Source organism: Mucilaginibacter sp. Bleaf8, assembly GCF_018390515.1.
GTDB lineage: Bacteria > Bacteroidota > Bacteroidia > Sphingobacteriales > Sphingobacteriaceae > Mucilaginibacter.
Genome location: NZ_JAHBBK010000003.1, coordinates 1 through 20,934 on the forward strand (window position 1 = coordinate 1; position 20,934 = coordinate 20,934).

A 20,934-nucleotide genomic window follows, 5' to 3' on the forward strand; every position below is an offset into this window, starting at 1 on the left:
AATCAATGAATCGCCTGTCAAAATGAACGCCGTAGCCTCTACCACAAACTCGCCGTTCAAATCGATACAAAATTTGGTTCGATCAGATATCTCACCCCACACGATTTTCTGCCTATTAAAATCGTCCCAATAGCTTATGCTATCTTGAGTTTCAAACCATGTGTTATTAGTACCCTTCCGAGCTCTTTCATTTTTAGGGATATTAATTTTCTTACCATCAATCACAATATCTTCGCCAGTTTGTTGTAATCGCTTGTAGCACCATTCTTCAAGATAAGCTTCTGCAACCCAACCATATCCGGCTTCAAGGAGAAGTGCTTTCCCAAATGTTAATAGGTAGCTTCTTATAGCGGGATATTTTTCAATGTCATAGTTTTTTGCCGGAAATAAAGCAATTATCCATTGGTCGGCATAATCATATCCATAACGCTTTATATCACGCCCCCTTAAAATGGGTCGTATTATTTCGGCTGATTTTGGATCTATGGCCACCAATTTCTCTTTTGTTTCACTATCAATGATAAATGCATCATTGAAGCCAGTTTTAACACCATAATTTATTCTAATATTCCAGTCTTTGAGTGGCATTCCAATGCGTTCAATTTTCTCTTTTAGTTGCTTTTCGACTGGATTTAACACCACCCAGCTATGAGCGTCAGAGAAATTTGATACACTTAAGCTCTGTCTAATAAAACCGCTCATTTTTTCTAGGCTACCTAAGTTCTTATCAAACAAGCAAGTTGCTGTTGCATTATTATAGGTCCCTTTTTGTGAAATAAGTATGTTCGTTTCGACAATTGCTGAATCAAATACCTGGTATCCATTGAAATCGATCAGCAATGATGGATTTGTTTTATCTAAGAAAAACTTGCGTATCGCTGCACCATAATTGGCCCGCATCCACTTGTTAGAGGTAATAAAACCAAAGAAATAATTAGGCTTCAACAAACGTATAGCTTGTTCATAGAATAAGCAGTAGATGTCACCGGTACGCTCAAAGGTTTGATAATTACCTTTCTGCAAGGCATCCGCATCTGCGCCCATTTTTTGGAGCTGTATGTACGGTGGATTGCCAATGATCACTTCAAATCCTTCAAAGTCGCCGTTTTCATTTAGTACTTCTGGGAACTCAAAACGCCATTCAAACGCATTCCGATAAATTACATTTTCTTCAACTTCTTTAATCTCCTGTTCAAGTTTTTCAATGCTCTGATTTATACGACGTACTTCAAGTTGCATTTCTTTCTCACTACGTTTTTTGCCAAACAAATCCATATTGCTTTGTGCCAAAATGGATTGTCCCCGTAGTTCAGATAATCGCTTTCGCTTGGGATCACGTCGACTGACTGTTTCATGGAACTGACTTTTGATATCTTTTATGAAGCGTTGCTGCTCAGCTTTTGCCTCTTTATTTGGTGCGTCCTTATAGTTTTTTACTGCGGAGCGATAATCTTTGACGCCGAATTTCTGTTTCTTAAAAACCTCGGTTAAATCCTCAGTAAGCGAGTATTTGCTGAGTAAGGAGTTGCCTGGCTTGATATTAATATCAATGTTTGGCAGTGTTTCTAATTGTGTATAGTTCTCCTCTGCACGATAAAACGCATACTTTAATAATTCTATCCATAGGCGCAGTTGGCAGATTTTAACTGAATTCGGATTAATGTCTACACCAAATAAGCAGCCTTCAATTATTTTCCTCTTCTCATTAAAAAGCGTTTGCTGTATACGTTGTACCTCCGGTGCAATCACATGACTTCCTGATACAGTGGTATTAACGGTATATTCAAAGAAAGTTTGGGTTCGGTGATACATTACAACCAACTCGTCATTGGCAATGCTGACATCAATATCATTTAACCGTTTTCCTTCAGCATCAGCCAATATGCCCAATTCAGCTTTTATAGCAATCAATTCGTTCAAGCTCGATACCAGAAAATGCCCTGACCCTACTGCTGGATCAACTATTCGGATAGATTCAATAACGCTATTAAATTCAATTATATCCTTCCGGGTCTTTCGGTCAGCCGTGTAATTAGTGACATCTGCAATGGACTCACATTGCCAGCCATAAACTTCATTAAATTTTTGTACAACGGCTCTTCGAATTGTCTCATTGCACATGTACATCGTAATTGCTCCTGGTGTATAGAAAGACCCATCACGATACCCATTAATCTTTTCGAAAACCAACCCGAGTACGGCTGCATTGATGATGGTTTTATTTTCCTCCTGCACCTCTTCCTTACCCATTGAAGCAAAATCGTAAGCTTCTAAAAAGTCAAGAATATAGTGCAAGGTGTTCATAGCAATCGCCTCCTTACTTTTTTTCTTTTTCCGCTTGAGCACTGAATCCGCGTAAAGCTCGATGTCTAAACTACTGTCTAATTCGCCTATTTTGATACTGACATCTTCCTGTGGCGAATGCTCAAATAAAGAGCTGTTCAGGTAAGGAATGTGGCTATACTTTTGCTGGACGTGTGAAGAGCGCCTGTCCACAGGCTGGGCCAAGACCTGAAAAAATAGCCGGTTGAGTTCCCCGAAATCTTTAATGGATTGAACATTTAAGAATTTAAACTGTGGATTGCCATTATGGTACTTAATGAGCTGGCCTTCCAACAACTTCAAGAACAATACGCGGTTTATCCAGGTGATACAAAGCTCCAAGGCTAAATTAAAAAGCTGCTCTTCTGAGGATTTACCTGTTAGTAGTCTGTTGTCTACCTTGTAAAGTACCCCATCGTATTCCAGTACGTTGATGGCATTTTCGATAAGGGAGCCAGGATTGCGCTTTGCCACAGACAAACGCTGAATAACTTTCTTGCCACTGGCTTTAACTTCTTCTAATCCAATAATGTGTAATAGTTCCTTGAAAAAGCCTTTATCCAATGCATTACTGTCATTAACAAATGGCAGCTTGAGTAAGTTAACCGGAGTAAAAAACTTGTATAACGGTATGAGCTTATTATCATTATTTTCCTTGTCAGCCTTCAGGTATTTTGTATAGTCTCTTATGTCAACATAGGTGAAAGTAAATTCATTGTCTAAAGCCTCCAGAAATGGCTTTACAATCTCTTTATAAAACAAGTCCGTTTTAGTACTTACCTTTTGCCCCGCTTCCCACTCTCGATACGCTTTTTGTAACTGACTATTCTGAGCAAATACACGTTCAAACAAAGAAGCATCAAATACATACCATTCATAAATGTTAGTGATGACGAGATGTGTAAGGGATATATTTTTGTGGTTGACGCGTTCACGCAAAAAGTACAGGATCAGTTCATGCATCGCTTTTGCATTTAGGTTATCCTTAGTAACCATGTCCGCCTTATTGGTTGGCTTCTTTACTTCAAATAATACACCGACCGGAGATTTGGCGTCTTTTTCAAGATGTATAACCAAATCAGCTCTTTCCTTAGTTGCAATCAATTGATTGTCGCCATAATAAGTCGATCTTAGAAAATCAGCTAAATGCCCTTTAACATTTTCCTCTGTCTCTCGTTCGTCTATACGACTCAGCAGCTTATTGAAGTTAACCTTGAAAATATCAAGGTCTTCGCGGCGAGGTTTAATCAGACGATAAGCTTTGTTAAGGCTTTGAATTAATGTGATAAAGGAAATAGTCATTTAGAACTTGGGCTATAAAAGTTCGATCAAATTAGCAATATTTTTTGTCTAACAAAATTTGTATTGCGATAGACCAAAAGACAGTAATAACATTCTAAATCTGCTAATAATATCTTTTTGTTTAATATCAAAACGCGTGAAGCAGTGATTTGATGCCGGAAATCGGCCTTGGCAAAGACGGTGCTAGATATTTTCTGTCGAAAAGTTGTAGATATATTGAAAACTTGGGAGAGTTTTCAATATATCTACAGGCACAACAACGATAGTTATATTTTTGAATCAATTAGTCTATAAGATACCAGTCCGAACTAAGGGAGGGTTACAATATAGTGTAATTGCGGAGTTTTTCTCGGATAAAGATATGTTTGAGGCCAAAGCTAGGTTGGAGTGGTGGCTGACATGTACACGACCAACAAAGGGCAGCATAGCAAAGAACAACAACGAAAGCTACTACAAAGTCTAACAAAATGATGAAGATGCTGGAAATCGTCTACATCATCGTATAGATACGTTTGCTTAGGCAGATTGATTCGACTTTTCCAATGTAAATTATCAAAGCAAGCATTGCCTTTTAAATAACTTAAAAAAAGCTTTAAATATAACAGATGTTTTTAAATAACATTTTTAAATCCACTTGTTGAATAATAGATCAATTTCGGAAAAAGTAGTTTCAGCTAATTGGCGACTATACTAAATCACGAGGCTTTTTATATAATTCACATGTTTAGAGGGAGCTATAAAGAATTATTGTTTTTAATTGTCGAAATAATGATTTTTATCATAGTTTTGCTATTTGTTTTTACTAATTTTATTAGTATTATTTAATCAATGCACGACCTCCTTAAATATGGCTTAGAGAAGTTTGAGATGCTAAATCTCGACGGCATTGACACAGGATTAATGAAAGTTCTACAGCCGGATTTAATAGACCATAGTTCCGTATCAATAGAAGAAATAATTGCTATTGAAGAGGCATACAAATACAAAGCAGATTATGTTTATTTCAGGCGGTTTACAGATAAGCCATCCGTTCCCCAAGTATATATTTATGATTTCACAGATGAACTTCTTGAAAACATAAATTTAATTAGGCTACATCAACGGCTGTATTGTTCCGGACGAGTGCCAATGTTCTTTGTTTTTACTAATAAAGATGTCATAATATTTAACTGCTTTGATAAACCCGCGAAAGGCAACCAACTAGTTTACAAACCGTTAACTACTATCGCGTTAGCAGCAAAGTTTACTACATTATTTCAAGAAGATCAGGCAACTCAAGACGCCAAGTTTAAAGCATTTTCAGGTAAGTCATTTGATAATGGCTCTTTTTGGGAGAATTCTCCATTTAGCAGCTCGTTTAAATTCAAAAATAGTGCTTATGAAAATTTATTATCTGAATTAAAGCAGTCGTTAAAGCACATCATTGAGCAGCAAATCTTGCCTGCAAAGATTGCAAGGAAAATGATGGTTATTTCAATCCTCATTAAATACTTAGAGGAACGTACTGACGAAAACAATAACTCTGTATTTCCCAAAGCTAATCAAGAAAGGATAATTTTTTACGAAGGCGTTAGAAAGCAGATAAAATTTGAAAACAGTTTTTTTAGTAGATTTTCGAAAGATGCAAAAGGGTTTACGGATGTTTTAAGTGAGACAGGAGCCGCTTTAAAATTAATAGATTATCTAGCAAAGCATTTTAATGGCGGTGTATTTGAACTTTCACAAGATGAAAGGGTCATTTTGTCGAAATCTGACCTTAAATATTTCGCTTTATTCTTAGAAGGCAAATTGCAAGGAAATCAATTTGTATTCTGGAGATTATACTCTTTCAACGACTTACCTGTCGAATTAATAAGCAATATATATGAAGAGTTTCTTGAAAAAAGACCTGGGGTTGTATATACCCCCCCTTACCTAGTTAACTTTTTACTAGATGAGGCATTGCCTTTAAAAGGGAAAGACATAGACTCAAGAATACTAGATCCTTCCTGTGGTTCTGGCGTATTCTTAGTTGGTGCATATAGAAGGTTAATTTATAGATGGCGACAGCAAAACAACTGGAAACGGCCCTCTTTGGATGTACTAAAAGCACTTTTAAAGAATAACATTTTTGGTTGTGATATAGATCCTGACGCGGTTAATCTATCTATTTTCAGTTTAAGTTTAGCACTTTGTGACGAACTCACCCCATTACAAATATGGGAGGATTTACAATTTGATAATTTGCTAAATAAAAATATTTATCCTAGTGACTTTTTTAAGTTGATTAATGAGAGGGTGTTTCCAAACGGGTTCTTTGATTTAATTATTGGCAACCCACCATTTGAGGCAAAAATCACTGAAAACGCCGCTATAGTCGAGGCAAATCAACTTTTTGATCGAACAATTAACAGCGCCGATGTTGAGTTAAAGTCTGTCAAGATAAAGCTACCAGATAATCAAATATCACTTCTATTTTTAGAACAATCTATTAAACTATGTAAAGCTGATAAAACAATTTGTTTAATACAGCCTTCTGGGCCATTTTTATACAATAACAACTCCACATTATTTAGAAAGTATTTATTTGATACCTACCGAATTGATCAGATTATAGACTTCACTTTACTAAGAAGTGTTTTATTTGGGAATGCTACAATAGCTACTTGCGCTGTCTTTTTTAAAAACACTCCTGCTACTATATCTGAAGGCACTTACCACATCATTGTTAACAGAACCAAGTCAAGCACTGAAAAGCAGTTTTTCGAGATCGATGGACATGACTTTTATTACATACCTCACAATTTGCTTTCATCCAGTATAAACGTTTGGAAAGCAAATCTTACTGGGTTAGGTAAAAGAGTTAATTTGCTTTTGGATAAGTTATCCGAATATAACAAGTTATCTGATTGCCTCATAAATAAGCTTGAGGCTGGATGGTTCTATGGTGAGGGATTTATGAGGGGTGGGGAAGATGACTATGTTGCCCCTTATTTAACTAATCAACCGGGATTACTAAGCAAGAATTTTTCTTCACGCAACGCATTGATTGAACCGATTACGGATGAATATTTTGTAAGGCCTAGAAAAGAACGCTTGTACAAAGGGCCTCTCTGCTTAATTAAGGAGGTTATTGAATCTGAAAGCGGAGAATTACCTGTATTTTGGTCAGATGAAGACTTAGCTTTCGACTCTAGAATACTAGGTATCAGTGCTCCGAAGAACGACCAAGAGGATTTATTTAGAATATATAAATATCTCAATAAGTATAAGAAATTAATTAGCTTCCATATTTCACTATCAAGTAGTCAATCATTAATAAATTATTCAAGCGCAATAAGAGCAGATGATATTTATAATTTGCCATACGATCATGAGTTGGAGATTGATGATATTGATGAAATTATAATAAACGATTTTTCTGATTATGTTCTCGACTTTCTCAAGAATGGCGAAAGCGCAGTGATGGCCCGTACAAACGCAGATGAGCAACAGTTGGAAATGTACAGCCAGATTTTCTGTGAAACATTAAACTTGATCTACAAGAATCTTAATCGTTTTAAATCATTCGAAACAGAGTCTTACTATTGCTTACCATTCTATTTTGGAAAGGAACCAACAATTGACTTTGATGATACACAAACAGCGGAGCATAACCTCTCAATACTTGTAAAGAAGTCTATTGGAACAAACCAACGGATTACAAGAACACTTCGTATTTACGAAGGCAATGTAATCTTCATAATCAAACCGAAAAAGTTAAGATATTGGTTAAAATCGATGGCTTTACGAGATGCAGATGAGACATTTTCAGATCTTAGGAGGCAGGGCTTTTAATGTTGTCTAATATTAAGCGAGAAGTTACCGGTTCTATAAGTTTCGGGCTCGAAAAGGAAACATCCTCGAAAGTGGTACTAGATTTCTTAAGTGCCTCATTTAAGAGTTTTGTCTCCGAATCTAAGAATATAGGCGTCTCCAATGAAAAAGGAATCAGTCATTTACTATGTATATTCTTAAATCGTAAAGCCAAAAAATATCCATTTTTCTTTCATTCTGAATATGTTGAAGACGTCAACTCTGGAATGAGCCCCCAAGTTGATATTGCTATGATCGCAGAAGCTAATGTAATCGACATTTTTGATAAGTCACATGGCGAAAACGACAGTTTTTTTTCGATTGAGGCTAAGAGACTTCCTACACCTGGCCAAAACCGACGTAAAGAATATGTAGTAGGCATAACAGCTCCGTGTGGAGGTATCGAAAGGTTTAAAAAAGGGATTCATGGTGCAGGTTTGAGATACGCTGCTATAGTAGCATATGTGCAAGAAAACGATAATGATTACTGGTTTAATGAAATCAATAAATGGATTAAAGAACTGGCCGATGAAACGCTTTGGTTTGAAGATGATCAATTAAAATGGTTAGATGAAGATGAAAAAGAAACATGTGGGCATTTGATATCAAGCCACGCACGCCAAATCAAGGGGAAGCAAGTTGAAAACATAAATTTATATCATTACTGGCTTAATTTACCAGCTTAAAATATTTGCCTGCCTAATATTGCGCCCTTTTCTTTTGAATAATGATTTAACTCTTCCTTTATATCATCTATCATTGAGTTATAATCTTTATCTGAAAATACGCTGGCATACTTCGGATATTTGGCCTTGAAGGCCAATAGTCTTTGCTCCGGATTTCCGTAAAGTATTTCAAATGTGTTAATATGATTTAAAATGTATAGCTTAAGCTGCAAGGAAAGGCTTAAATCATACTTTTTAGATAAATATAAAAACCTTAAAATATTGGCCTCTTTTGTTGGATTATACATCACATAACGAGAATTTCTTCTAACTACATCCAACTTGCGTTCTAGTATGCACTTGTTATAATTCTTGACATTAATTTTTAACGTGTGAACATTTAAAACTAATGAATCAAAGTTCAGGAATGTGCCATTTGCTATATTTTCAATCGAAGGAGAATTACTTTTTAGCAATCTTTTTTTGAAAGCCCAGTTGCTATCAAAGCTCCAGCAGTCCAAGTCAAAATTTTCAAAAACTATTTTATATCCATTGAAACGATTCTTATAATATTTCAATGATAAATTGTTTATTAATGATTGTATTTCCTCATCTGGTAAACCTAAGAGTATATCTAAATCGCGTGGCTGGGTATTATTAGCAATATCTCTTAAAAATCCACCAACTACATAAGCTTGTTTAAATTCTGTCGCGTTTAACACAAATTGGTTGAAAAGTGGATTTGCCTTTTTTAAGCTATCAAAAACAGCTAAAAAAGAATCCCTAAAATGATTTAGATTCTCGATGGCATTCAATTCACCCATTACAAAGAAATACCTGTAATTTTTTGATACAACGATAGAGCGTATGTATCTGTCATCCCGCTAATGAAATCAGTTACTAATTGAAATTTATTATAGAGCTTGTTATCTCTAGCAGGAGCATACGTCTCATAAATATACCTATAGTTGCTCGAAATTAAATTGTAAAGCCGGTTTGCTTTCTTATTGCCGTTGCTATTGAAGTCGTCTGTACATGCAGCCTCAATAAACTCTTTTAACAAGCCTTGAATTACTTTCCATCCCGCTAATTCTGTTTCAAGGATATTTTTGTGATTAAAGACAATAATAGCCAGCTTTCTAAAAGCCTGTCGTATTCTCTTGGCACTACATTCTTCTAACATTTCGTACTTGTAGTCACCTTTAATTATAGAATCATATTTGGCTAAAAACTCGTCGATTATTCCTTTTATCATTTCCCTTTGAGTAGAAATACGAAATTGTTGAACTGTTAAATCAAGCCTGTTTTTAGGAATCGTTTTACATTTCTCATATAAATTATCAAGTTCTTTCAATAAAGACTTTTCTGATTCAACAGATACATCCAAATGGCTAGTAAATACGTGTTTTATGGTATCAAAGTCAAGAACGCCTAATTTTACACCATCTTCGATATCTGCCGCCGAGTATGCAATATCATCTGCAGCCTCTAATAGATACACAATAGGATGTCGTTTGCCATTCATCCCTAACGTTCTATCAATTTCTAAAAAATCCTGCTCTTCAGAAGCAAAATAGCCAAACTTTTTATCGGCTACATCACGATCTGCGGTCTTAACTTTTTTGTTGCCGTCCTTAGATGAACGTGGATATTTAACTATACTCGCTAAGGTGGGGAAAGTTAAATTGTAACTGAATTCATCTTTAAAGTAATGCAACTTTCTTAAAATTCTAAACGTTTGAACATTTCCATCAAAATTCGTAAAATCTTTAATTTCTTGTTCAGTCCACCCTAACTGACGCTTTTTTTTCTTGAAGTATTTTTGGAAGAACATCTGAATAGCTTCCTCTCCGAAATGTCCGAATGGCGGATTTCCTAGATCATGAACTAGGCCTGCTGTTGCCAACAGTGAGCTCATGTGCCCTTTCAACTTGAGGTCGTATAACCCTCGTTTTTCTAATTCTGTTTCAATGCTTTTACCAATAGATCTAGCAATAGATGAAACCTCAAGTGAATGAGTGAGCCTAGTCCTTATAAAATCACTTTCTTCTAAAGGAAAAACTTGCGTTTTATCCTGTAATCTCCTGATTGGGGAGCTGAATATTAATCTTGCATAATCATTTTCAAATGGATCTCTTCCATCAAAATCTTGTTGCGGAGTTCTATTTCTGAATGTAACTGGCTGTAATAACCTAATCCAATCGTTTTCCATATTGTACAAAGATACGAGTAAATAATGCCTTAAATCAATACAAACAATACAATTACGCAAGGTTAATTATTGAATCTTTATGAACTCGATTGAAAATAATATTTCCAATAATAGTATTAAAAATAGATTCGCATATATTTATAAGAAGTTCTCAAAACTTATCATATTAGGTGTAACCATACATTGTTATTTGGTGGAAGCGGGCTTTATTAAGTAATAACTTAAGGCGCTGAACTAATTTATACAATACTAGAATCGTGCTCTATCGAAGTTGAGGTCTCACTCAACAGAGGTGGTAAGTTGTTAGACACCACTTCCCAAATAACGACAAAGAAGCAGTCAAGATGACCACTCAAATGTGTAGAACATCTGATTACAATACTAATGTTAATAAGAACTACATGAAAATAATATGCATTATAATATTAAAATATTATTTTTACTGGTAAGCTATTCTAAGAACTTAGCTTTATTGTTAAATCAATTCATTACCTTAACCTGACCATACAGAATTAGTGGATAAACGAGATTTAGTAAAAAAAGGATATTTACCGGAGGAACTAATACCAGCATTTAACAGCGATGATATGGCTAACGTTCTTTCAAGCATTGTCGCTCAAATAGATACATATGATCCGATTGATGTTAGCCCTGGAGATCGAAATAAAGGTAAAATAACTAAGTCTATTCCATACTCTATTCCCAAAAGTATGACTTATAGAAGAGTTGTTAGCGTTGTTAATCCTTTAAGCTTTATTAGGTTAGCGAATACCATATCAACATTTTGGCCATCGATCAAAGCTATTACAGACCAGTCTAAAATTTCCTTATCGAAACTTAAAACGTCTTCTACATCGCTGCGTGCTGTTCTGGCACCATCTTTTGACGAAGTAACTAGGGAACGGATTTTAAGATCAACAGGGCGGCGATTTGCTTTAAAGATTGATGTGCAACGATTTTACGGCAGTATTTACACGCATAGTATTCCTTGGGCCCTAAATGGGAAAACGGTTGCTAAAACTAAGAGAAAACGCTACGAAATTGCCGGCAATGCTCTTGATGAAGATGTTAGGAAAATGATGGATGGACAGACGATGGGAATACGTGTTGGTCCTGACACAAGTAGGATAATTTCTGAACTGATAGCTTCCTATATCGATATCCAGCTTCAAAGTAAAATAGAAGACCTTAAGGGAATCAGAGTTGTTGACGATTACCTTCTTTATTTCAAAAACAAAAGTGAACTTGACATGGCTAGAGCTACCATTGTTGAGGCGCTAAGAGGATTAGAACTGGACTTGAATTCGAGTAAAGAAAAAATTATAGAGTTACCAGAACAAATTGAAAGCGATTGGTACAATGTATTAAGAGATTTTAAATTTAGAAATGAGCCCGACCACCAAATCAAAGACATTATAGCTTATTTTGATAAATCTTTCCATTTTGCTGGTATAAGTGCAGATGATTCTGTATTAAGTTACAGTATATCAAAAATTAGTGCCACAATATTCACGGAGAAAGGGTGGGAAATTTTAGAAGCATTTTTACTTCAGGCTTTGTTAAAAGATTCTAGAGTGCTACCTTTTGTAACCCGTTTAATCATTAGTCATGAAGACGAGGGGTATGACCTTGATTTTGATTTAATATCAGATACTTTACATGAATTCATAGACTATCATTTTGTTCTTGACAATCACCATGAGGTTTCATGGGCAATGTGGCTAGTTAAACAATTAAAAATAACCGTATCAAAGAGTTTGGCGGAAAAACTCAGTACTACTACTAATAGTATAGTTTGTTTATCAGTCCTAGATGTACATGCAAGCGGCTTTATTCCAAAAGGCATCAGCAAAGCAATTTGGTCAGGTCTTCTGAAAAAGGAAAATTTATATAATGAATATTGGCTCATTGCATATGAAGCAGTGATTAAAGGCTGGTTGAACCCCACAAAAGACTACATCGCTGAAGATCCCTTTTTTAATGTTTTAAGACTTAACAACGTACAATTTTATGATGTAAATCGCAAAATTGATTTAACGAAAATTAAGGTAACATCCGTGGAGACTTCGTTACTTAAATATAAATCTAGTACTTCAAGCGATGATGAGAGTGTTACGGATTCATACCCATTAGAGCCGGATGAGTACGACTATGATATCGATGATTAAGGAAAATGAGTTCAGACTTGTAAGATTCTATAACTACAACAAGTTTGTTAAAGCTGCACCCTTTTTAAGGCAGTAAAAGACAGTGATAAGTAGGGAATAGTAATTTAGAATAAAATTAACACACAAATCAGGGCTAATTGGTTTAAAATGACCTTATTTAATAGGACAAGGTTATTTATAAGGCTGAATTTTGCACCGCAATCAGCACCTTTATAAAATAAAAAACCCTTGCAATTTGCTGTAAGTCAGCGTATTACAAGGGTTTTAGGTAGCGGGAGCAGGACTCGAACCTACGACCTTCGGGTTATGAGCCCGACGAGCTACCAACTGCTCCATCCCGCACTGTGTTTTGTTTTTGTTTGGTCTGCAAAGATATAATTCGTTTCTTTGTACTCCAAATTTTATTTTAAATTATTTTCATATGAGTCACCGGGCCGGATTTGTGAGCATTATTGGTAAACCTAACGCGGGTAAATCAACCCTGATGAATGCATTGGTGGGCGAAAGAATGTCAATTATTACGCCTAAGGCGCAAACCACCCGCCATCGCATACTTGGTATTGTTAACGCTGATGATTACCAAATTGTTTTTTCGGATACGCCCGGCGTTATCAAACCGCACTACGCCCTGCAGGAAAGCATGATGCACCAGGTGACGGGTTCTATTGTAGATGCCGACCTGATTTTGCTGGTAACCGACATTAATGAGAAATATGACGAAGGCGATGTGCTCGAAAAGCTGGAAAACTCGCTGGCACCAATTGCCGTGCTGATTAACAAGATCGACAAATCAGACGAAGAAACCGTTAAACAAAAAATAGAGTTTTGGCAGCAAAAGCTGAACCCCAAAGCCATATTTGCGGTATCTGCTTTACATGAGCATAACATCCGCTCGGTAATGGATTTCATTTTAGAGAACTTGCCCGAACACCCGGCCTATTATGAAAAGGATTTCCTGACCGACCGTAACGACCGCTTTTTCGCGTCCGAAATGATTCGTGAGCAAGTGTTTAAACAGTATAAAAAGGAAATACCTTACAGTACCGAAGTAATTATCACCGAGTTTAAAGAGAGTGATGATTTATACCGCATCAGTGCAGAAATTATCGTTGAACGCGATTCGCAAAAGAACATCCTTATCGGTAAAAATGGCGAAATGCTCAAAATTGTAGGTACCTACGCCCGTAAAAGCATGGAAGAATTTTTTCAGCGCAAAATATTTTTGCAAATGTTTGTTAAGGTAATTAGCGACTGGCGCAGCAAAAAGAATTATTTAAAGAAATTCGGATACGAAGATTAATCTGTTGTAGGTTGCGAGTTATTGGTTGTCTGTATTTTTACCTGACACTCACAACTCACAACAGACAACTCACAACTAAAAGATATGAGTAACATAGTAGCCATAGTGGGCCGGCCCAACGTAGGCAAATCAACTTTATATAATCGCTTAACAGAAACCCGCAAAGCCATTGTAGATGACTTTAGCGGCGTTACGCGCGATCGCCATTACGGTATTGCAGAGTGGGTGGGTCGTTCCTTTACAGTAATTGACACCGGCGGTTACGTAGCCAATTCAGACGATGTTTTTGAAGCCGCTATCCGTGAGCAGGTAGTGATTGCCATTGAAGAAGCTACCGTAATTTTATTCATGGTAGATGTAACCACGGGCATCACCGATCTGGATGATGAAATTGCCTCGCTGTTACGCAAAGGCAAAAAACCTGTTCATGTGGTGGTAAACAAGGTTGATAACCATGCCCTGCAATCTGATGCCACAATGTTTTACAGCTTAGGTCTTGGCGAGATATACAATATATCATCCATGACCGGTTCTGGTACAGGTGAATTGCTGGACGAGGTAATTAAAAGCTTTGACGACGAGCCGACCGAAGAGAGCACCTTGCCTAAATATGCCATTGTTGGTCGCCCTAACGTAGGTAAATCATCCATCATCAATGCCTTGATAGGTGAAGAGCGTAATATTGTAACGCCTATTGCCGGTACCACGCGCGATTCTATCCATATTCACTACAACAAGTATGGCCATGAGTTTATGCTGATTGATACGGCCGGACTGCGCAAAAAAACCAAGGTTAAAGAAAACATTGAGTTTTATTCGGTAATGCGTACCATCAAAGCCTTAGAAGAGGCCGACATTGTAATTTTGATGATTGATGCTGTTGAAGGACTGGAATCACAAGACATTAACATTTTTCACCTGGCCGAAAAAAATAAAAAAGGCGTTGTTATTGTTGTAAACAAGTGGGACCTGATTGAGAAGAATAACAAAACTCTGAAGGTTTTCGAGGAACAGATACAGGAAAAAATTGCACCGTTTACAGATGTGCCTATCGTATTCACATCCGTACTCGAAAAACAGCGTTTGCTGAAAGTAATTGAAACCGCAGAGCAGGTTTACGAAAACCGCAGCAAAAAAATTCCGACCTCGCGCCTGAATGATATCATGCTGCCGATTATAGAAAGCTATCCACCGCCATCAATTAAGGGCAAGCACGTAAAAATCAAGTACGCAACGCAAATCAGCGGCACATCGCCAATGTTCGCCTTTTTCTGTAACCTGCCGCAATATATCAAGGAACCGTACAAGCGCTTTGTTGAAAACAAGCTGCGTGAAAACTTTAATTTCTCGGGTGTGCCTATACAAATCTTTTTCAGACAGAAATAAGTCTGGGATAACAGTTATAAAAGCGTAAGCAAAAATCTGCTTACGCTTTTTTTATATCTGGTTTTTGCTAACTGATTCTTGAAAAGACCATTAATCTTACTAATTTTAGCCACCCTAATATTAATTATTGCTAATCGGAGGCAGCAACAATTAAGACGATTGTTCTGGTGAGCTAACTAAATTCTGCAAGCAGCTTTGCTCATTTTATCTTAAATAACTTTTAAACAATATACTCTTTCTGAAAATCAGAAAGAAAAATCAACCCCAATACACCTACCAAATCAATGAAGATTGCAATTGTTGGAACCGGCATCTCAGGCCTGAGCATAGCTAATTTGTTAAAAGAAAACCATGATGTTAAACTGTTCGAAAAAGGCCAGCAGCCTGGCGGTTTAATTAAATGCGAAAGAGTAAAAGACTGTCTTTTTCATAAAGTAGGCGGACACGTTTTCAACTCAAGGAATAAAGATGTGGTAGATTGGTTCTGGAGCCATTTTGATCAGGAAAATGAGTTTGTAAAAGCGAAACGTAATGCCAAAGTTTTTTTCAATAACCAGGTAATTGGCTACCCTATTGAGAACTATATCTATTTACTTGAGCCGGCTTTAATCAAAAAGATTATTGCTGAGTTACTGGAGCTTTCTAAAAACGAACCAAAATCGCCTTTTGAGTACGATAACTTTGAAGAGTTTTTACAAAACAACTTTGGGCAAACGCTATATGAGGTTTACTTTAAACCCTACAATCAAAAAATATGGCAAATTGATTTAAGTACAGTTGCTATGCAATGGCTTGAAGGAAAGCTGCCTATGCCTAACTTTCTGGAAATTTTGCAAAGCAATATTCTTCGGGAAGAGGAGGGAGATATGGTACACTCCACCTTCTTTTACCCTAAAGAAGGTGGATCGCAGTTTATTGCCGATAGATTGAAAGCCGGACTTGATATTGAAACCGGCATCGACGTTACTGATATACAGGAGGCAAACGGACGTTTAGTCATCAATCAGGAATCATTTGATAAAGTAATTTATTGCGGTGATGTAAGGAAGTTACCTGCTTACTGCCAGGAACTGCTTGCTACCAACGGCGTAGATGTAGCTTATCTGAGCCAGCTACGCTCAAACGGAACCTCCAATCTATTCTGTGAAACCGACGATAACAATATCTCGTGGTTATATATACCTGAAGGTTTTACCAAAGCGCACCGCATTATTTATACCGGAAACTTTAGCGAAACCAACAACAGGGGGTCAGACCGAAAAACATGTGTGGTAGAGTTTTCTGGCAAGGTTGATTATGAAGTAATGCTGGAGGAAATTAAAAGGCTGCCGGGCAATTTAAGTCCTATTTCTTACAATTACGAGCCAAACTCTTACGTTGTGCAGGATAAAAGAACGCGATTAGAGATAGGTAAGGCTAAAACTATTTTGGAGCAACATGGAATTTACCTTTTAGGCCGTTTTGCAGAATGGGAATATTATAATATGGATAAAGCTATGGAAGCTGCATTCAAGCTTAGAGATACAATCAACACTTCCTTAACCTTAACCGTTTAACAAAATGCCTTTAAATACCAACTCGGTAGCACTGATTATAATTTTTAACCACAGGTATGATAAAAACATTGCCATACTTGAAGAATTGTACAAAGACAGGTTTCCGGATATTTATCACTTAGTGCCTTTTTACGATGGTGACAAAGAAAATGTAATACCTGTTTATGAAAACTCCTTTTACTTTCAGGGATATATAGCACAGGGACTTAAAAGCTTTTATAGAAGCCATTATACTCACTATTTTTTCATTGCAGATGATATGATTTTAAACCCTCAGATTAATGCTGAGAACTTAACTTCAATATTGAATCTGAGCGAAAGCAGCTGCTTTATTCCGCGTTTGGCTACCATGCCCGAAGTGCCGGCTCATTGGCCGCATAACCGAAATGCAGTTAATTTCGATCCGTACAAAAAAGGGGTAGAAATAGCCGGTCAGATACCATCAGCTAACGAGGCCGAGCAAAAGATCAAGTCTTGGAACATCACCAATGGCTCATTTTCTTATGAACAGGTTTATGGTAAAAACTCGTTTAAGAGCTTAACAGATATCAAAAAAAGCCTCCTTAATTACCTTACCTACCTTTCGGACAAATACATTAATGGCTCTGCTTTAAATAAAACGAAGTACCCGTTGGTGAGATCTTATTCAGACATTTGCATTGTTTCAAAAGATACGATTAAAAAATTCTGTCATTATTGCGGCGCATTTGCCGCAACCGACCTGTTTGTAGAGCTGGCTCTCCCTACGGCACTTGCGCTGTCAAGTAGCGACATCCGTACAGAGAAAGACCTGCCCTTAAAGGGCAGAGCGCTATGGAATAAAGAAGATTATATGATTTTAGACAAGTATGCCAATAATTTGAATTTATTGCTGGCCGATTTTCCTAAGGAGTATCTTTATTTACATCCTATCAAGCTATCGAAATGGAGCTATTCTAAATAGCAAAAAACCTGTAAATACTTTTTAAACGCCTGTTACCAAACAGGCGTTTTCTGTTTAGTTCAGGAACATGGCTTGCTCTACCTTGCTTTGCTCGTAAAATTGCCGGTAGCTATGAAACTAAAATAGTGGATAACACGAATTGCTGAATCCGTTCTTTAAGCACTATAGAATTATCGGTATCATTGTATACATCCAATTTTTTATTTGTGATTAAGCAGGAACTACGTAAATTATATATCGATAAACGCAAACAGCTTTCACAAGCTGATTATGAAGACCTGAACCACAGGTTACTGCTACAGTTTCAGCAACTCAACCTATCGGCTGTAAAATACATTCACCTGTTTTTGCCTATACATAAACGCAAAGAACCCGATACTTTTTTACTACGCCAATGGTTGCATGAAAATCATCCAGATATTCAGCTGGTTTTTCCGAAAGCTGATTTTGCCACTTATACCATGCAAAGCTTTCTGGACGATGCCGACCTGAAGCTGGCCACCAACGCCTATGGCATACCCGAGCCGGTTACGGGTAACCTGATAATGCCCCATGAAATAGATATGGTTTTGGTGCCTCTACTTGCTTTTGATGAGCGGGGCTACCGCGTGGGTTATGGCAAGGGCTTTTACGACCGCTTTTTGGCACAATGCCGGCCGGATGCATTATTTATAGGCTTATCATTTTTTGAGCCGGTACACAGCATTGAAGATGCCGATGAACTTGATACAAGGCTCCATTTATGCATCACCCCGGATGAGATCTACTATTTTAATAAGTAGTATAGGATAGCATAGCATAAAAAGTAAAATCCCGCTTAGCTAAGGAATTTTACTTTTTATAATGACAGCTCCAGCAAAACCGGACAATGATCTGAATGCTTTGCTTCGGGCAGTATAGTGGCACGTTTAATATGGGGTTCCAGTTCAGCTGTTACCATGTTATAATCAATACGCCAGCCTAAATTCTTAGCCCTGGCATTAGCCCTGAAACTCCACCAGGTGTAGTTATGCGGCTCCTTGTTTACATGCCTGAAACTATCTACAAAACCGGATGCTACAAACTCATCCATCCATTCACGCTCTTCAGGCAAAAAACCGGAGGAGTTGGCGTTTGATTTAGGGTTGTGAATATCAATCGGCTTGTGGCAAATGTTATAATCGCCAGATACCACCAGCTTGGGATAGGCCCATTTCAATTGATTCAGATAATCACCAAACTCTTCTAAAAAACGAAATTTAAAGCCCTGCCGCTCATCACCACTTGAGCCGGATGGAAAATAAACACTCATCACCGATATATCTTCAAAGTCAACCCGCAGGTTACGTCCCTCGCGGTCAAAATCGGCAATACCGCAGCCATATTCAATATGTTTGGGTGTTTGCTTGGTAAATATGGCCGTTCCGCTATAGCCTTTTTTTTCGGCAGGGTACCAGTAATGCTGATATCCCATCTGGCCAACCAGCAGCAGGTACTCGGTCAGCACATCGGGCGTAGCTTTAATTTCCTGCAGGCAAATCACATCGGCATCGGTAGCCTGTAGCCAGGATAGCCAGCCTTTGGTCATTGCCGATCGTATGCCGTTTACATTGTAAGTAATGATCTTCATATATATTATGTGGCCTGATTTGTTGTGAGCTCCAACCTCTTAGCCATTTTGTAGTTAGTCAAATCAACGCCCTTTACATTTACGCTTTGCTGGGCAACCTCTGCAAACCCACGACTTTCAAAAAAAGAACGGGCAGTAATACTGGCATCTGTGGTGATGAGTACATTGCCCTGTTGGCGAGCCTTGCTTTCCAGCTCCCTTAACAGCACCGATGCAATACCTTTACCCTGCCATGCATAATGCACATACATCAAATCAAGGTAACCCTCGGGTGTTAATGATGCCATTCCAACCAAGTTATTATCTTGCTCAGCGATGATGAAGTACTGCGTATGCAACCGGTTTTGCCATCGTTCGGTATCATCCCGGTTTGATGACCAGACAGCCACTTGCTCGCTGTTATAATCTTTAATATTTACCCGGTTTATGGTATCATAATACAGTTGTTGAGCGTTGCCCAAATCTTGCAGCTGTATGGGCCTTAAAATAATATCCATTAACGGTTATCCGGTTTAAGAATCTTATCCAGCTGTGCACATTCCTTTTTGCTTAGCAGCTCTACGGTCATAGGCACATCCTGTAAGGGCCGGTCCCGCTCATCTTTTTTAACGGCGGCAACCAAGTCAACCATATCCAGGCCGGTTACCACCTCGCCATACGCAGTATAATTCTGATCCAGGTGTGGCACACCACCTACAGTTTTGTACCATTCGCGTTGCCATGCAGGTATTTTACGTCCCTTTAAGCGGGTTTGCTCCAAGGTATCCAGCTTACCGTCGGTAAAGCGGCGGCCTTCTACAATATAAAACTGGCAACCGCTCGATGCTTTGGCCGGATTGTCATCACGTGCCGCAGCCAGCACGCCCCGTTTATGAAATAAGCTGTCGTTAAACTCCGCCGGAACGGTATAGCCCACATCGCCATTACCTAACTCTATCCCCGGCTTGGCCGACTTGGAATCGGGGTCGCCGCCCTGAATCATAAAATTTTGGATGACGCGATGAAACAGCGTACCATTATAAAAGCCCTGTTTGGTAAGCTTTATAAAGTTATCACGGTGCTTGGGGGTTTGATTATACAGCCTGATGATACACTGCCCGTAACTGGTTTTCAGGCGCACATATTGGTTTTTAGGCGGCTTAGCCCAGGCAGCGGTAACCACTATTAAAAGCAATAAGGTAAAAGCTCTTTTCATCATATTAAGCCTCCATTTCGTCAAAGTAAGTAATGATCAGGGATTTCATGAGCATTTCCTGTTCCAGCAGCGTGTAGTTTGGAATTGGTTTAATGAGTTTCCAGTGCGGCCAGCCATCCTGATCAAGCCCTTCCAGCTTATAAAAGCCCAGCTGACTGAACAACTTGCAGTTGGCAATATGCATCAGTTCTTCCTTTTGCCGCTTGCTAAACTTTTTTGGTCCTTGCCCCAATTCTTGCACGCCTATTAAAAACAGCATTACTTTAACGTCTGGCTTTTCGGTATCAAAGTCTTCAGCAATGCGTTGCTGCAACTGGCCCCAGCGGGCGTTAATTTCTGCAGGTGTCATACCTGCAAAGATACGCAGAATAGCGTCAAGAGTGCACAATCAGGATCATAGATATACATTTGTTGGCCTAAACAAATTAACCATCTCCCTGTA

15 protein-coding genes and 1 tRNA gene are annotated in these 20,934 nt (G+C 37.9%); 8 read left to right on the forward strand and 8 right to left on the reverse strand.

The genetic code is table 11. From position 1 onward, the window contains the following. Positions 1–3,624 (reverse strand): DUF7149 domain-containing protein (locus KHS38_RS13350; RefSeq protein ID WP_213489085.1); only part of this gene is annotated, 3,624 nt, incomplete at its 3' end. Between the two features lie 828 nt (positions 3,625–4,452). On the opposite strand from KHS38_RS13350, the gene KHS38_RS13355 reads away from it, so the two are divergent. Next, entirely contained in the window at positions 4,453–7,440 is a 2,988-nt protein-coding gene (locus KHS38_RS13355; RefSeq protein ID WP_213489086.1) for an HsdM family class I SAM-dependent methyltransferase, read from the forward strand. Between the two features lie 71 nt (positions 7,441–7,511). Next, positions 7,512–8,144 (forward strand): hypothetical protein, encoded by a 633-nt coding sequence (locus KHS38_RS13360; protein ID WP_213489087.1) that lies wholly within the window; start codon positions 7,512–7,514, stop codon positions 8,142–8,144. Here KHS38_RS13360 and KHS38_RS13365 read toward each other — a convergent pair. Both KHS38_RS13365 and dgt read right to left on the reverse strand, forming a co-directional pair. Next, a complete protein-coding gene (locus KHS38_RS13365) occupies positions 8,141–8,947 on the reverse strand; it encodes a nucleotidyltransferase family protein (RefSeq protein ID WP_213489088.1) in 807 nt (268 codons plus the stop codon). The two genes, KHS38_RS13360 and KHS38_RS13365, sit on opposite strands and share 4 nt — an antisense overlap. Next, the gene (gene dgt / locus KHS38_RS13370; RefSeq protein WP_213489089.1) at positions 8,947–10,335 is read right to left on the reverse strand and encodes a dGTP triphosphohydrolase; all 1,389 of its coding nucleotides are present in this window, start codon (positions 10,333–10,335) and stop codon (positions 8,947–8,949) included. Before dgt ends, KHS38_RS13365 begins: the two co-directional genes overlap by 1 nt. Before the next feature lie 515 nt (positions 10,336–10,850). Here dgt and KHS38_RS13375 point away from each other — a divergent pair. Beyond that, the gene (locus KHS38_RS13375; protein WP_213489090.1) at positions 10,851–12,503 is read left to right on the forward strand and encodes an RNA-directed DNA polymerase; all 1,653 of its coding nucleotides are present in this window, start codon (positions 10,851–10,853) and stop codon (positions 12,501–12,503) included. Positions 12,504–12,772: 269 nt separating this feature from the next. Here KHS38_RS13375 and KHS38_RS13380 read toward each other — a convergent pair. Then, positions 12,773–12,845, reverse strand: a tRNA-Met gene (locus KHS38_RS13380). A 79-nt stretch (positions 12,846–12,924) separates the two neighbouring features. On the opposite strand from KHS38_RS13380, the gene era reads away from it, so the two are divergent. The 5 genes from era (at position 12,925) to KHS38_RS13405 (ending at position 18,470) form a co-directional block, all read left to right on the forward strand. After that, entirely contained in the window at positions 12,925–13,803 is an 879-nt protein-coding gene (gene era, locus KHS38_RS13385; protein WP_213489092.1) for a GTPase Era, read from the forward strand. An 84-nt stretch (positions 13,804–13,887) separates the two neighbouring features. Continuing rightward, on the forward strand, positions 13,888–15,189 hold the full coding sequence (der, locus tag KHS38_RS13390; RefSeq protein WP_213489093.1) for a ribosome biogenesis GTPase Der: 1,302 nt from the start codon (positions 13,888–13,890) through the stop codon (positions 15,187–15,189). Positions 15,190–15,473: 284 nt separating this feature from the next. Further along, on the forward strand, positions 15,474–16,745 hold the full coding sequence (locus tag KHS38_RS13395; RefSeq protein WP_213489094.1) for a protoporphyrinogen/coproporphyrinogen oxidase: 1,272 nt from the start codon (positions 15,474–15,476) through the stop codon (positions 16,743–16,745). Between the two features lie 4 nt (positions 16,746–16,749). Next, a complete protein-coding gene (locus KHS38_RS13400; protein WP_213489095.1) occupies positions 16,750–17,688 on the forward strand; it encodes a hypothetical protein in 939 nt (312 codons plus the stop codon). Between the two features lie 206 nt (positions 17,689–17,894). After that, positions 17,895–18,470 (forward strand): 5-formyltetrahydrofolate cyclo-ligase, encoded by a 576-nt coding sequence (locus KHS38_RS13405; protein WP_213489097.1) that lies wholly within the window; start codon positions 17,895–17,897, stop codon positions 18,468–18,470. Between the two features lie 56 nt (positions 18,471–18,526). On the opposite strand, the gene KHS38_RS13410 is transcribed toward KHS38_RS13405, so the two are convergent. The 4 genes from KHS38_RS13410 to KHS38_RS13425 are packed head-to-tail and all read right to left on the reverse strand — an operon-like array spanning position 18,527 to position 20,841. Beyond that, a complete protein-coding gene (locus KHS38_RS13410) occupies positions 18,527–19,297 on the reverse strand; it encodes an exodeoxyribonuclease III (protein ID WP_213489098.1) in 771 nt (256 codons plus the stop codon). A gap of 5 nt (positions 19,298–19,302) precedes the next feature. Then, a complete protein-coding gene (locus tag KHS38_RS13415; RefSeq protein WP_213489099.1) occupies positions 19,303–19,794 on the reverse strand; it encodes a GNAT family N-acetyltransferase in 492 nt (163 codons plus the stop codon). Continuing rightward, complete coding sequence (locus tag KHS38_RS13420; RefSeq protein WP_349627932.1) at positions 19,794–20,495, reverse strand: peptidylprolyl isomerase; 702 nt, start codon at positions 20,493–20,495, stop codon at positions 19,794–19,796. Before KHS38_RS13420 ends, KHS38_RS13415 begins: the two co-directional genes overlap by 1 nt. 1 nt (position 20,496) lies before the next feature. Next, entirely contained in the window at positions 20,497–20,841 is a 345-nt protein-coding gene (locus KHS38_RS13425; protein ID WP_213489100.1) for a hypothetical protein, read from the reverse strand. Positions 20,842–20,934: the final 93 nt, after the last annotated feature.

What these genes read in the sequence shown, in the direction of transcription:
- KHS38_RS13355 (WP_213489086.1), top strand. Translation starts at nt 4,453, where the DNA reads ATGCACGACCTCCTTAAATATGGCTTAGAGAAGTTTGAGATGCTAAAT.
- KHS38_RS13365 (WP_213489088.1), bottom strand. Translation starts at nt 8,947, where the DNA reads ATGGGTGAATTGAATGCCATCGAGAATCTAAATCATTTTAGGGATTCT.
- dgt (WP_213489089.1), bottom strand. Translation starts at nt 10,335, where the DNA reads ATGGAAAACGATTGGATTAGGTTATTACAGCCAGTTACATTCAGAAAT.
- era (WP_213489092.1), top strand. Translation starts at nt 12,925, where the DNA reads ATGAGTCACCGGGCCGGATTTGTGAGCATTATTGGTAAACCTAACGCG.
- der (WP_213489093.1), top strand. Translation starts at nt 13,888, where the DNA reads ATGAGTAACATAGTAGCCATAGTGGGCCGGCCCAACGTAGGCAAATCA.
- KHS38_RS13395 (WP_213489094.1), top strand. Translation starts at nt 15,474, where the DNA reads ATGAAGATTGCAATTGTTGGAACCGGCATCTCAGGCCTGAGCATAGCT.
- KHS38_RS13400 (WP_213489095.1), top strand. Translation starts at nt 16,750, where the DNA reads ATGCCTTTAAATACCAACTCGGTAGCACTGATTATAATTTTTAACCAC.
- KHS38_RS13410 (WP_213489098.1), bottom strand. Translation starts at nt 19,297, where the DNA reads ATGAAGATCATTACTTACAATGTAAACGGCATACGATCGGCAATGACC.
- KHS38_RS13415 (WP_213489099.1), bottom strand. Translation starts at nt 19,794, where the DNA reads ATGGATATTATTTTAAGGCCCATACAGCTGCAAGATTTGGGCAACGCT.
- KHS38_RS13420 (WP_349627932.1), bottom strand. Translation starts at nt 20,495, where the DNA reads ATGATGAAAAGAGCTTTTACCTTATTGCTTTTAATAGTGGTTACCGCT.
- KHS38_RS13425 (WP_213489100.1), bottom strand. Translation starts at nt 20,841, where the DNA reads ATGACACCTGCAGAAATTAACGCCCGCTGGGGCCAGTTGCAGCAACGC.